A 13,113-nucleotide genomic window follows, 5' to 3' on the forward strand; every position below is an offset into this window, starting at 1 on the left:
CTTCGTCAAAGTCCTTTTCATCCACGCTGGTTACGTTACAATAGAAAAGTAACGATCATAACTACATAACCATAGAGGAGGATGTGCATTCAATGGAATACCGCAGATTGGGTGGAAGCGGACTGAAAGTAAGCGAGATCAGCTTGGGCAGCTGGCTGACGTACGGAGGGTATGTGGAGCGTGAAAATGCGGTGAAGTCGATTGAAGCCGCATTCGATGAAGGCATCAACTTTTTTGATACAGCGAATGTATATGAGCGTGGCGCGGCAGAAGAACTGCTCGGGCAGACTTTGAAAGCGTATTCCCGTGACTCCTATGTTCTCGCAACCAAAGTATTTGGCAAAATGGGAGACGGTCCGAATGACCAGGGCTTATCCCGCAAACATATTAAGGAGCAATGTGATGCCAGCTTGAAGCGTTTAGGCGTGGAGTATGTGGACATCTATTATTGCCATCGTTATCATAACGAAACACCAATTGAAGAAACGCTGCGGGCACTGGATGATCTGGTTCGTCAGGGCAAGGTGCTGTACGTAGGGGTGAGTCAATGGACAGCCGCTCAGATGGAAGCTGCCTTGGGTACCGCCGATCGTCTTCTCCTGGATCATATCGTGGTCAATCAGCCGGTGTATAACATGTTCGACCGTTATATTGAGAATGAGATTATTCCGCTGGGTGAACGCAAAGGGATTGGACAAGTTGTCTATTCTCCACTTGCACAAGGTCTGTTAACGGGTAAGTATACCTCGGTCTCGGATATCCCGGAGAACTCCCGTGCAGCGAAGCTGGGCTGGGACGAAGGGAAAATCAATGCAGACAAAATCGGGAAAGTACGCCAATTGATTGAAGTAGCGGACAAACTTGATCTGAAGGTGGGACAACTGGCCCTTGCCTGGATTCTGCGTCAGAACAATGTGTCCAGTGCACTTGTAGGCGCAAGCCGTCCCGAGCAGGTGAAGGAGAACGCTGCTGCATCGGGTGTAAAACTGGATGCCGCCATCGTCGAAGAAATCGAGCAAATCCTTTCCTAATCGGATAGTCGAGAAATCCTCAAGGTTTATTGCATATCGAAATGAAGAAAAGGGATGCCCCGTTGGCCAGAAGAAGGCTTGGGGCATCCCTTATTCAATCATGTCAGAGCAAACGTTTCCCGGCAAACACAGCGGGCCGCTTCGGAATGGCGCATACCCGGTTCCGGCCGGTATTTTTGGCTTCATATAGTGCACGGTCAGCCTGTTCGAAGAAGTCAGCGTCATCCCGCTCATCACAATGATCCGGGAAGACAGCCACCCCGATGGAAATGGTCAGGCGAATCGTCGTGCCGTCAGGCAGAGCAAAGAGATACTTTTCGACAGACTGCCGAATCGATTCAGCGATCGCGAGGGCCTGGTGACTTCCGCAATCCAGCAGCAGAATGGCAAATTCCTCGCCTCCGTTCCGTGAGACGATGTCAGCTGATCGTGAATGCTCAATAAGCAATTGTCCAAGCTGCTTCAAGACAGCATCACCAGAGCTGTGGCCGTACGTGTCATTCACCTTTTTGAACCGATCAATATCAATGACCAGCAGGGATAGTTTCTGTTTGCTTTCCCTGGCTCGCTCCAGCTGCAGTTCCAGTGATTTCTCAAATTGCCGGCGATTGCTGAGATTGGTGAGGTGGTCTGTGGATGCCCTTCGTTCCAGCAGAAATAACATTTCATTCGATTTATTAATAAATTCTGCAATAAAATAAATAAAGATCCCACCAACAAAAGAAATGGTCATCTGTAACGGATATATTTTCATTAATGAATTCATACTGCTGGTATTCAGCACCAAAATCACAAAAATCAGTGTTATGCCGAGCAGGTTCATGGTAATAATTTTGGTTAATCTTGACCAGGAAGCGTACGCAAAATATACCCCCGACAGCCCGATGAGCGTCATAACGAAGGCGGCATCAATCGCTGCGGACGATAAACCAAACATGACTACACGCAGAATCGAGATGACAAGTCCGGCAATGACCGAGGCCAGTCCCCCCAAATAAACTGCTGCTGTAACGATCGCAAGATGGCGCAGATCCACAATGGTGTCGTCATTCAGAGGGAAAGAATAGTTCATCAGCACAGTGCCATAGACACCAAACAGGATACCGCCAATCAACTGCACACGCAGTGAAGGAAACGGGACACGAATATTATAGTATTTGGCGATAATTCCGGATATGTACATGAATGTGATCATGACACAAACATTAATAAAGAACGTGCTTAACAATGAACAGCCCCCCTTTAACGCACATTAGTATAGTTTATCTGAAAAAGAGTGCAGTAGCGAACCATATTATGGCAAATATGAAAGTTGATTGCTGGAAATGGATCATTATTAATATAACTTATTTGTTCATAGAGCTGATGTTGACTTCATTATACATTAAGATTTATACTTAATCTAAATCAAAATTGATTTTCATGTTTCTAGGGACCATAGCGATCAGTGGATGCTATGTCATTGTATATAATTTTGAATGGATTAATAAAGGAGAATTGCCGTGAGAACTCTAAATCTGACGATACAAAGACAGGCCGTTTACGATGTAGTGCGCCACTCGGAAGACCATCCGACTGCCGCAGACGTGATGAACCGTCTGGTTGAGCAAGGATATAATTTGGCCTATGGCACCGTGTATAATTCGCTGCGTTATTTAACGGACAAGGAATTGATCCGGGAGCTTAAGCTCGGTGAGACTGCAAGCCGATACGATGCCCGCATGGATGATCACCAGCACATTATGTGTGAAGTCTGTGGCAAAGTGGATGAGGTTATGACAGAGGTTCCTGTCGATTGGATGCAGCAGGTGGCCGAGGAAACCGGATATGCAATTGATCATGCTCATGTGGTCTTTGGAGGTGTCTGCGGGGAATGCAAAAACAAACGGATCAAGTAAAAATCAGGATGTCTGATCGCCGTTTGCCGCTGCGGGTCAAGCCAGCTCTCGCTGATTCAGCTCCCTTTGTGGAGGCTTGTCCTGTTACGCGGCGTGTCATTCTGATTAGTCCAATGCCGGGCCAGGTTCATGAGCTGGTCAAAGCGTTGACGGACAGCTGCTTCGATGTATTGGTGTTCCATCGCTGGGAACCGGATCTTCATGAACGCCTGGTATTTGATCTGCTGATCTATGATCTGTCTGTGGCTGGAACGATTGATGCGTTCGCGGGGATCAGCAGCCGGTTAAACCGAGAGGCAGAGCATGTGGCGCCATGTCTTTATCTGGTGGGCGAGAATATGATCGGCAGTGCCAGCGGACCGATGCTTCAGGAGGAACTGCTGGTTTGGCCGGCACGTCCGCAGGAGGCGCTGTACCGGGTACAGCGCATGATTGGCAATAGTCCGGTTACACCGAAACGTGGATTTTTGCCTGAGGAAGGACAACGTATCGGGTTCAAGGATCTGTGGCTGGACCGTGAACGTATGAGTGTGCAGCGGGATAACAACCGGATTCATCTGACCAAGACCGAATACGATTTGCTGCTCAAACTGATTGATGCCAAGGGAGCTGTAATTTCCCGGGAGGAAATGCTCAGCGACATTTGGGAGACTGACTTTACGGGTGGAAGCAATGTGGTTGATGTTCATATCAAAAGCTTGCGCAAAAAGCTTGGCGATAACGCGGCTTCCCCGCAATATATTGTAACTGTAAGAGGAGTGGGCTACCGCCTGGCGGATTAGTCTGCTTTTTTTTTTATATTCAGCAGGTTGTGTTATTGACGTATGTTCATCCTTCATTCATGAAACGACTGGGAAACTCATTATAACCTCATGAGAACCTCATGCAGGCTCTATCTTGGACATGTTAGAATCATTTTAACAGTTAGATCAAGTCTAAATGTATATTTAAAGTAATGACGAATATGATTTAAAAAGTATATACAGCAGGCATGAGACCATCATGAGGAGGATTCAGATATGACAGAACGTATGACAACCAACCAGGGAGCACCTGTGGGTGACAACCAAAATTCCCGCACAGCAGGCAGAAGAGGACCAACCTTGCTTGAGGATTATCATCTGATCGAGAAGATCGCCCATTTTGACCGTGAACGTATTCCGGAACGGGTAGTGCATGCCAGAGGTGCTGGTGCACATGGTGTATTCACACTGGAGAAGAGCATGAAGGAGTTTACCAAAGCGGACTTCCTGCAGGAGCCAGGAACGGAGACGCCAGTATTGGTTCGGTTCTCCACGGTTATTCACGGAACGGGTTCACCAGAGACTGCGCGTGATCCACGCGGGTTTGCGGTCAAACTGTACACCAGAGAAGGCAACTATGATATTGTGGGTAACCACCTGCCTGTATTCTTCATCCGTGATGCGATGAAATTTCCGGATATGGTACATTCCCTGAAACCTGCGCCAGATACCAATATTCAGGACCCTGCACGGTACTGGGATTTCATGACCCTCTCACCTGAATCCACACATATGATGACCTGGCTGTTCTCCGATTTGGGTACACCCGCTAACTACCGTGAGATGGATGGATTCGGCGTGCACGCCTTCAAATGGATTAACGCCCAAGGCGAGATCCATTATGTAAAGTATAAATGGGAATCTGCGCAGGGAGTACGCGGTTTCTCTCGGCAGGAAGCGTCAGAAGTTCAAGGACAGGACTTTAACCACGCTACCCGGGATCTGCATGACCACATCAAAAACGGCCAATACCCGCAATGGAAGCTGCAGGTGCAGCTCCTGAAGCCGGAGCAGATGGATGATTTCTCTTTTGATCCGCTTGACCCGACCAAAACCTGGCCTGAAGATATCATTCCGTTCCAGACGGTAGGGACCATGACGCTGAATCGCAATCCGCAAAATTTCTTCGCTGAAGTAGAGCAGGCAGCCTTCTCACCAAGTGCTTTGGTACCGGGAATAGAGCCATCCGAGGATAAACTGCTGCAAGGACGTCTGTTCTCCTATCCGGATACACAGCGTCACAGACTTGGGCCGAACTATCTGCAGATTCCAGTTAACTGCCCATACGCGCCGGTTCGCAACCATCAGCGCGATGGACTCATGAATGTGAATCAGGACCCGTCTCCAGTGAACTATGAACCGAACAGTTCCTCCAGCAGTCCGCAGGAAGATCCGGCATACCGGGACACTCAGATTCCACTGCAGGGGCATGTTACACGAGAGAAAATCGAGAAAACCGATGATTACACCCAGGCAGGAGAATTGTTCCGTTCATTTACGGCAGAAGAACAGAACAATTTGCTTGATAATCTGATTAATGACCTGAAGGGCGTGCCGGCACAGACACAGATGCGTGCATTATGCCACTTCTTCCAAGCTGATGGACAGTTAGGCGGACGTTTGGCTCGTGGACTTGGTGTAGATATTTCGGCATATATGCCATCGGCAGACCGTAAATAAGAGCCATTATTAATATTTCTCATACAGAGTAACAAATACAGCGATGGCAAAAGGCTGGACAGGACTGCAGTAATTGCAGAACTGCCCAGCCTTATGCTTTTTTTGCATTCAAGCAGGGGTACTATTCTCCAATGAAATTCAGAAATGGAAAACAAATTTACAAATCATTTACAATAAATACCTGACATAGAGGTTGACTTCTCGTTTGTTGGCACTACAATGGGTAGGGTGAGGGGTGTCTGAACATGAAAATACACAATTTTAAAGTGGGTGAGCGTGGGCTGAATCGCTTTTTTGGTCCGCTGGAAGCGAAAATAATGGATATTTTATGGGCGCGTCCAGGCAGCAGCATCCGTGAAGTGCAAACCGCACTTGAACAAGATCGAGATGTTAATTTCAATACGGTCATGACGGTCATGAACCGGCTCGTAGATAAGGGGTTGCTTTGCAAGACACAGAAGGGCCGGACGTCACTGTATCACCCGGTACAGAGCAAGGAGGAGTTTATGAACGACCAATCGAAAGAGCTGTCACATGAACTGGTAGACGAGTTCGGAGCACTGGCAGTGAGCCATATGCTGGATGCACTGGACGAAGCCGATGCGGGGTTGATCGAACGTCTGGAGCAGAAGATCAAACAATGGAAAAAGGATAGCGACTGATATGTGGAAGGCCCGCTCGAAGCTGTTGTTTACTGTCGGGTTTGGCATTCCGCTGCTGGTGTTCATGCAGATGTTCATGTACACGATGTACAAAATATTCGGTTGGGATATTCCCTTTAATCTGCTCTGGCTGTGCAATCATTGGATGAGCCGGCTGGGCTGGTTATCGGTAGGCCATTTTCTGATGCTGCTGGTAGCACTGACGTTTGGAGGAACAGGTTGGCTGTTCATGCATCGCATGATGAAGACAAGGGCTGCCGTAAGAAAGCTCCGTTCGATCGAGAACTCGGCTATGTCGGGAGAAATGGAGACCAAGTACCGTCATCTCAAGCAACCGGCATTCATCGTTGTGGACAAGCATTCACCGATTGCTTTTACGATTGGTTTATGGAAACCTTCGATCGTACTTTCAACGGGATTGATGGACATGCTCGATGCTGAAGAGGAAGCGGCAGTTGTCTATCATGAAGTTCATCATTTGTGGCACCGTGATCCACTCAAGACAACTTTGCTTTCGGTCTTTGCGATCATGATGCCGTACATTCCCGTATTGAAGCATACTTCGAAGCAATATCATATTGTCAGAGAAATCCTGGCTGATAATGAAGCGATTGAGCGTACGGGGAATGCAGCGGGCATTGGCAGTGCCTTGCTCAAACTGATCCGTGCTTGTCCAGAACCATGGCGGGTACGGGAAATGGCTGTGCAATCCTCATTTGCCGATACTTCGGTAAATGTACGTATCTCCCGTCTGCTCGATCCGGAGCAGGACGTTGCGCTCGCCCTGCCGTGGTTTGCCATTGTAATGTCTGCAACGGTGTTTCTGATGATGTCTGTTTTGTTTGTCTGGTCGATCGGATAATTCTGATGTGTTGAACTTAATACCAAGGAGGAGATGAACATGAATAGTCGGAGTGTAGAGATTGGCCTGTTTTTCTCAAGAATTATGATTGGCCTAATTTTTGTATTGCATGGTTGGAGCAAATTCGAAGGTGGAATTAGTGGGACAGTCGGTTTTTTCGAAAGTATTGGCATTCCCGGTTTTCTTGCCTCGGTGGTAGCCATTATTGAGCTGGCCGGAGGGGCAGCGATGATTTTGGGGCTGGGAACACGTGTATTTGCTGCGTTGTTTATAGCGGTGATGGCTGGTGTTCTGCTCACCGCCAAAGTAGGTCAGCCATTTATGAGTGGGACAGAGTTTGATTACCTGCTGCTGGCCGGTTCGTTGACCTTGCTGTTCACAGGCAGCCGCTTTCTGGCAGTTGACCAGTTTTTCGCCAGACAGGGCTCGGTTAGTCGTAATGCGAGTGCATGACACAGGTTACTGTTTGTGATTAGCGAAATGAACGACATGGGCCTTCCATAACGGAAGGCCTATTTCCTTATATCTATTTAGTCATGCCGAATATATCTTTCGGGTTGTTTCACGAAATCCCAAAAATTGCGAAGCTCACCCAGGGTTGACATTTGGAAATTAAAGTAGATATAATTCAAATTAATTGATAATGAATATCAATATCATATGCTGAAAGATAAGAGCAAATACGTTGTTTTACGGCTATCGGTGAGGGGATTATTAGAGAGATGAAGTTAGGTTACATGTTAATCGCACTGGCTGTTCTGTCTATCGTATACATATTTATCGGGAATTCGGACATATCGCCCTTGGATATATTCCACTTGACCCCAGTCCAGCTGCAGGTATTGCAAGTCAGCCGTTTTCCCCGCTTGATCAGCATTCTGGTCGCTGGCGTCAGTATGAGCGTCATTGGTCTGATTATGCAGCAGCTGACACGCAACCGGTTTGTTTCGCCTACAACGGCAGGCACCATGGATTCAGCCCGATTGGGCATCCTGGTGACGTTGATGTGGTTTCCCGGGGCATCCCCTCTGCAAAAAATGCTGGTCGCCTTCGCCTTTGCGCTGGCGGGTACGCTGATTTTTATGCGGATCCTTGAGAAGGTCAAGTTCAAGGATACGATCTACATCGCCCTTCTGGGTCTAATGTTCGGCAACATCGTTAGCTCGGTCACAACTTTTTTTGCTTACAAAAACGATCTGATCCAGAACATGTCTTCCTGGCTGCAGGGTGATTTCTCCACGATTATGAAGGGGCGGTATGAACTGATCTATATCAGTATTCCGCTTCTGATTATCGTCTATCTCTTCGCCAACCGGTTTACACTGGCGGGTATGGGGGAAGACTTCTCGACCAACCTGGGATTGGCCTACCGGAGAGTGGTTAACCTCGGGTTGATTTTGGTGGCCATGGTTTCAGCCGTCGTCATTATTACCGTAGGCACCATACCGTTCTTGGGCCTGGTCGTGCCGAATATCGTTACGCTGTATAAGGGGGACAACCTGCGGGATACGCTGCCTCATACGGCAGTGCTCGGCGCCATATTTGTTCTGGTCTGTGACATTTTGGGGCAGTTGATCATTTATCCGTACCAGTTGTCCATCAGTTTGACAGTGGGAGTCGTGGGCAGTGTGCTGTTTCTGTATTTACTGCTTCGAAGAAAGGCATATGGGTCATAAGAATGAAATATACAGCGAATACTTTAAAATTTGGCATTTTGATCGCAGCGGCAGTGGTTCTGATCGGTGTATTTATGGTCATTCAATCCGGAGGCAATTGGGATTACATCCTGCCGCGTCGAGGGAAAAAAATTCTGGCCATCGTGCTCACCGGAGCATGTATTGCATACTCAACCGCCATTTTCCAGACGATAACCAACAATCGGATTCTTACACCCGGCATTATGGGGCTTGACTCCCTGTATATGTTGTTCCAGACCTTTGCCGTGTTTGTGTTTGGAAGCAGTCACATCAGCTTTGTGAATAAAAATCTTAACTTTGCGGTGTCCGTCCTGTTAATGACTCTGTTTGCACTGCTTCTTCATCAGTTTATGTTCAAACGAGAACGTGGGCGCAATATCTATCTGCTGCTGCTGGTGGGTCTGATTCTGGGAACATTGTTCCAGAGCCTGTCCTCCTTCATGGAGGTGCTGATTGATCCGAATGAGTTTCTCATCCTTCAAGGCAAGATGTTTGCCAGCTTTAACAATGTAAATACGGACCTGTTGATCATTTCCATGGCAGCCATCTTCCTGATCTTGCTGTATGCACGGAAATTTACCAAGTACCTTGATGTACTGGCACTTGGGAAGGATCACGCAGTGAACCTTGGTGTCGATTATCACTACATTGTCAAACGGCTGCTGCTGGTTGTCATGGTCCTGGTGTCCATCTCCACCGCGCTTGTAGGTCCGATCATGTTCCTGGGATTGCTGGTCGTGAATCTGGCTCATCAGGTATTCCGGTCACATCGGCATGTCGTGCTGATCTGGGGCTCGGTTATCATCTCCGTCGTTGCCTTGGTAGGTGGACAGCTGGTGGTGGAGCGGGTCTTCACCTTCTCCACAACCGTAAGTGTCATTATCAATTTTATAGGCGGTGTGTATTTCATCTATTTACTGCTAAAGGAGAATAAGTCGTGGTAGAAGTCAGAAATGTCACAAAACAATACGGCGGCGTCCGGGTAGTGGATGACGTATCACTGAATATTGCCAAAGGAAAGATCACTTCATTTATCGGGCCGAATGGTGCCGGCAAAAGCACGCTGTTATCCATGATTACGAGACTGATCAGCAAAGACACAGGCCAGGTTCTGATTGAAGGCCGGGAAATCGAAGGCTGGAAGAGCAAGGAATTGTCCAAAAAGATTTCGGTACTCAAACAATCCAACCATATTAATATCAGGTTGACGGTAGAGGATCTCGTGGCCTTTGGGCGGTTCCCTTATTCACAAGGAAGGCTTACACCAGAGGATCACCAGTGGATTCAGGAAGCCATCGATTATATGGAGCTGGGGCCGTTTCGCAAAAAGTTTTTGGATGAGCTTAGTGGTGGACAGCGGCAGCGGGCGTATATCGCCATGGTTATTGCACAGAACACTGAATATATCCTGCTGGATGAACCATTGAACAATCTGGATATGAAACATTCCGTGCAGATTATGAAAGTGCTGCGCAAAATGGTGGACGAGTTAGGCAAAACGATTGTGATTGTCATCCATGACATCAATTTTGCATCATGTTACTCCGATTATATTGTCGCGCTCAAGGAAGGCCGAGTCGTGCAGGAAGGTAAAACGGAGGACATCATTGATACCGATGTATTGCAGCAGGTGTATGACATGCACATTCCGGTGCAGTGGATTGATGGGCGTAAGATTTGTGTGTACTTTGCGTGAAGTAAACCAATATAGAGAGCGAGAGGTGTCTGTTTATGAAAAAGGGTTGGTTATTTACGTTGTTGGTTGTATTGTCCGTTGTTCTGGCAGCATGTGGGGGAACTAAAACAGCAGAGAATACGGGCGAAAGTACGGGTACGGGTTCGGAGGCGAATGCTGCTGCGGAACAATCCAGTGAGGAGATCGTTATTAAACATCAACTCGGCGAGACAACAGTGAAAAAGAACCCGCAAAAAGTGGTTGTGTTTGACTATGGTGTACTCGATTCCCTGGATCAGCTGGGGGTAGAAGTTGCCGGGGTTCCCCAAGAGGGCATTCCTCCATATCTGGAAAAGTATAATGATGCCAAGTACACCAATGTCGGTGGATTGAAAGAGGCTGATTTTGAAAAAGTAAATGCCATGAGTCCTGACCTGATCATCATCTCAGGTCGTCTGTCGGATTCATATGAAGAATTGAGTGAGATTGCACCTACCATTTATATGGCGGTCGATACTGAAGACTACATGAATTCACTGACGAGTAATGTGAAGACACTTGGTGAGATTTTCGGCAAGGAAGCAGAAGCAGAGCAACAACTGGCTTCCATTGAAGACTCTGCCAAAGCGTTGAAAGATAAAGTAACGGCCGCAGGGAAAAACGCACTGATTGTTCTGACGAACGAAGGCAAACTGAGTGCATATGGCGCAGGTTCACGATTTGGTGTGATCCATGATGTATTTGGATTTACACCGGCAGATGCGAATATTGAAGTGTCCACGCATGGACAGAGCGTTTCCTTTGAATACGTAATGGAGACGAATCCGGATTACCTGTTTGTAGTAGACCGTAGTGCAGTGGTTGCCGGTCAAGGCGAAGCAGCTCCAGCTAAGCAGGTGATCGAGAACGATCTGGTTAAAAATACGACGGCTTACAAAGAAGGACATATTGTGTACCTTGACCCGAATTACTGGTACTTGTCCGGCGGCGGTCTGGAGTCCATTCAGGAAATGATTAAGGGAGTGGACGCAAGCGTCAATTAAATGGAATGAAACTCAGCAACATATGGAATTGGGAAAAGAAGATCTCTGCAAATGCAGGGATCTTTTTTTGTTTTCCTGAAGTGGGAAGGCTGCATGGATTTTTGCAAATTGCCCACATAATTCCCGTTCATCTGGCACAAGCTACCTTGTATAAAAAAGAGCGGAGGGACGGTATATGGCCGATAGGAAAACAGGGAAAGAAGCTTCCCCAGCATCAGTAGAAAACAAGCACATACCCTTGGGGCTGCCGTCTCCGCCCATATTAAAGCAACCCATCGGACTGACGCATGAGAGCCACATGCTCGCGCTCGAAGACATCTTCTCGGACAGTTCGGATGTTGTTTTCCGCAATGTCATGATCTCACCTGAAGTGCAGGGACTCCTGGTGTATATCGAAGGAATCGTGAATTCGGCTGATATCCAGGATCACATGCTGCGACCATTAATTCGGGGGCTGATTGAGCAGCGTACCGATGAACCTGATGTGCCGATTGATGATACCCGAATTGCACTTACTCAGGTCAAAAAGGTAGATTCCTGGGCTGCCGCTGCAGACGGCGTGCTGGAATCCTCTGCACTGCTGCTGATTAATGGAAGCCGGGAGGCTTGGCTCTTTAATGTCAAAGGCGGCGTCCGGCGGGGAGTAGAGGAACCCCAAACCGAATCCGTTATCCGGGGTCCTCGTGAAGGGTTTACTGAAACTTTACGTGTGAACACAGCACTGATTCGATTCAAGTTAAAAACTTCTTCGCTCAAGATGCTGAGTATGACGATCGGGACAGAAACCAAAACCAATGTCGTACTGACCTATTTGGATGACATTGTAGATCCCAAGTTGATTAAGGATGTCAAAAAACGCCTGAATAAGATCAAGATTGATGGCGTTCTAGAAACGGGGTATATCGAGGAATTGATCGAAGACCATCCGTATTCCCCGTTCCCGCAGATGCATTATACGGAACGTCCCGATACGGTAGTGGGTAACCTGCTGGAGGGCCGTTTTGTCATTCTGGTGGATGGCAGTCCGTTTGCCCTGATTGGCCCCGTCACCATGTGGCAAATGCTGCAGGCCAGTGAGGATTATTATGAACGGTTCTTTATCACCAATCTGGTGCGATGGATTCGTTTTTTATTTGTCGCTATTGCGCTATTTCTGCCAGCACTGTATATCGCGATTACAACCTTCCACCAGGACATGCTGCCTACAACGCTAATTCTGAGCATCGCCGGAGCAAGGGAAGCCATTCCGTTTCCTGCCCTGGTTGAAGCTCTTATTATGGAATTGTCATTTGAAGCCTTGCGCGAAGCCGGGATCAGGCTGCCCAAAACGGTGGGCCAGGCCGTCAGTATCCTCGGAGCGCTCGTGATTGGGCAGGCAGCAGTGCAGGCCGGGATTGTATCGGCACCCATGGTTATTATCGTATCCATGACAGGTATTGCGTCTTTCACCATCCCGCGCTTTAACTTTGCCATTACGGTTCGTTTACTGCGGTTTCCGATTATGCTCCTCGCTGGCATGCTTGGACTATATGGCATTGTCGTTGGACTGGTATTGATCTCCGTGCATCTCACTCAGATGACTTCGTTCGGTGTGCCGTATTTGTCTGGTTTAAGTCCTTATAGCAAGACAGATACCAAGGATATTGTGATTCGTGCACCATGGTGGAAAATGATCAATCGTCCTTCCACAGTGCATCGGGATCAGAAACGAATGAATGAAAAGATTAACGGTTCGCCAGAAGCTGAAGAGGGGTGGTAAGCT

At 47.8% G+C, this 13,113-nt stretch carries 13 protein-coding genes; 12 read left to right on the forward strand and 1 reads right to left on the reverse strand.

Annotation, left to right across the window (positions count from 1 at the left end):
* Positions 1 to 92 precede the first annotated feature (92 nt).
* Positions 93 to 1,031 (forward strand): aldo/keto reductase family protein, encoded by a 939-nt coding sequence (locus AAIH57_RS21670; RefSeq protein ID WP_175396771.1) that lies wholly within the window; start codon positions 93 to 95, stop codon positions 1,029 to 1,031.
* 103 nt (positions 1,032 to 1,134) lie between these two features.
* Here the strand turns inward: AAIH57_RS21670 and AAIH57_RS21675 are convergent, their stop codons facing one another.
* Entirely contained in the window at positions 1,135 to 2,259 is a 1,125-nt protein-coding gene (locus AAIH57_RS21675; RefSeq protein WP_430022938.1) for a GGDEF domain-containing protein, read from the reverse strand.
* 274 nt (positions 2,260 to 2,533) lie between these two features.
* Between AAIH57_RS21675 and AAIH57_RS21680 the strand changes: the two genes are divergently transcribed.
* From AAIH57_RS21680 to AAIH57_RS21730, 11 genes are all read left to right on the forward strand, one after another.
* Complete coding sequence (locus tag AAIH57_RS21680) at positions 2,534 to 2,929, forward strand: Fur family transcriptional regulator (protein ID WP_175396769.1); 396 nt, start codon at positions 2,534 to 2,536, stop codon at positions 2,927 to 2,929.
* Positions 2,905 to 3,711 (forward strand): winged helix-turn-helix domain-containing protein, encoded by an 807-nt coding sequence (locus AAIH57_RS21685; protein ID WP_175396768.1) that lies wholly within the window; start codon positions 2,905 to 2,907, stop codon positions 3,709 to 3,711. The genes AAIH57_RS21680 and AAIH57_RS21685 overlap by 25 nt, the downstream gene beginning before the upstream one ends.
* 237 nt (positions 3,712 to 3,948) lie before the next feature.
* Positions 3,949 to 5,412 carry a catalase gene (locus tag AAIH57_RS21690; RefSeq protein ID WP_430022939.1) on the forward strand — a complete coding sequence of 488 codons (1,464 nt, stop codon included), beginning with the start codon at positions 3,949 to 3,951 and terminating at the stop codon, positions 5,410 to 5,412.
* A gap of 245 nt (positions 5,413 to 5,657) precedes the next feature.
* A complete protein-coding gene (locus tag AAIH57_RS21695; RefSeq protein ID WP_413036278.1) occupies positions 5,658 to 6,074 on the forward strand; it encodes a BlaI/MecI/CopY family transcriptional regulator in 417 nt (138 codons plus the stop codon).
* Position 6,075: 1 nt separating this feature from the next.
* Positions 6,076 to 6,936 (forward strand): M56 family metallopeptidase, encoded by an 861-nt coding sequence (locus AAIH57_RS21700; RefSeq protein ID WP_430022940.1) that lies wholly within the window; start codon positions 6,076 to 6,078, stop codon positions 6,934 to 6,936.
* A 39-nt stretch (positions 6,937 to 6,975) separates the two neighbouring features.
* Positions 6,976 to 7,389, forward strand: coding sequence for a DoxX family protein (locus tag AAIH57_RS21705; RefSeq protein ID WP_430022941.1), 414 nt, complete (start codon positions 6,976 to 6,978; stop codon positions 7,387 to 7,389).
* Between the two features lie 269 nt (positions 7,390 to 7,658).
* Positions 7,659 to 8,612 (forward strand): ABC transporter permease, encoded by a 954-nt coding sequence (locus AAIH57_RS21710; RefSeq protein ID WP_430022942.1) that lies wholly within the window; start codon positions 7,659 to 7,661, stop codon positions 8,610 to 8,612.
* 2 nt (positions 8,613 to 8,614) lie between these two features.
* Complete coding sequence (locus AAIH57_RS21715; RefSeq protein WP_430022943.1) at positions 8,615 to 9,577, forward strand: iron chelate uptake ABC transporter family permease subunit; 963 nt, start codon at positions 8,615 to 8,617, stop codon at positions 9,575 to 9,577.
* The gene (locus AAIH57_RS21720) at positions 9,571 to 10,329 is read left to right on the forward strand and encodes an ABC transporter ATP-binding protein (protein WP_430022944.1); all 759 of its coding nucleotides are present in this window, start codon (positions 9,571 to 9,573) and stop codon (positions 10,327 to 10,329) included. The genes AAIH57_RS21715 and AAIH57_RS21720 overlap by 7 nt, the downstream gene beginning before the upstream one ends.
* A gap of 35 nt (positions 10,330 to 10,364) precedes the next feature.
* A complete protein-coding gene (locus tag AAIH57_RS21725; RefSeq protein WP_430022945.1) occupies positions 10,365 to 11,351 on the forward strand; it encodes a siderophore ABC transporter substrate-binding protein in 987 nt (328 codons plus the stop codon).
* A gap of 175 nt (positions 11,352 to 11,526) precedes the next feature.
* Complete coding sequence (locus AAIH57_RS21730; RefSeq protein ID WP_430022946.1) at positions 11,527 to 13,110, forward strand: spore germination protein; 1,584 nt, start codon at positions 11,527 to 11,529, stop codon at positions 13,108 to 13,110.
* Positions 13,111 to 13,113: the final 3 nt, after the last annotated feature.

It is taken from the genome of Paenibacillus sp. MABNR03, assembly GCF_050455445.1.
Lineage (GTDB): Bacteria > Bacillota > Bacilli > Paenibacillales > Paenibacillaceae > Paenibacillus > Paenibacillus xylanilyticus.

Bases quoted from the DNA above. Each gene is read 5' to 3' on its own strand.
- AAIH57_RS21670 (WP_175396771.1), top strand. From the start codon at position 93: ATGGAATACCGCAGATTGGGTGGAAGCGGACTGAAAGTAAGCGAGATC.
- AAIH57_RS21685 (WP_175396768.1), top strand. From the start codon at position 2,905: ATGCAAAAACAAACGGATCAAGTAAAAATCAGGATGTCTGATCGCCGT.
- AAIH57_RS21725 (WP_430022945.1), top strand. From the start codon at position 10,365: ATGAAAAAGGGTTGGTTATTTACGTTGTTGGTTGTATTGTCCGTTGTT.
- AAIH57_RS21710 (WP_430022942.1), top strand. From the start codon at position 7,659: ATGAAGTTAGGTTACATGTTAATCGCACTGGCTGTTCTGTCTATCGTA.
- AAIH57_RS21700 (WP_430022940.1), top strand. From the start codon at position 6,076: ATGTGGAAGGCCCGCTCGAAGCTGTTGTTTACTGTCGGGTTTGGCATT.
- AAIH57_RS21705 (WP_430022941.1), top strand. From the start codon at position 6,976: ATGAATAGTCGGAGTGTAGAGATTGGCCTGTTTTTCTCAAGAATTATG.
- AAIH57_RS21730 (WP_430022946.1), top strand. From the start codon at position 11,527: ATGGCCGATAGGAAAACAGGGAAAGAAGCTTCCCCAGCATCAGTAGAA.
- AAIH57_RS21715 (WP_430022943.1), top strand. From the start codon at position 8,615: ATGAAATATACAGCGAATACTTTAAAATTTGGCATTTTGATCGCAGCG.
- AAIH57_RS21690 (WP_430022939.1), top strand. From the start codon at position 3,949: ATGACAGAACGTATGACAACCAACCAGGGAGCACCTGTGGGTGACAAC.
- AAIH57_RS21695 (WP_413036278.1), top strand. From the start codon at position 5,658: ATGAAAATACACAATTTTAAAGTGGGTGAGCGTGGGCTGAATCGCTTT.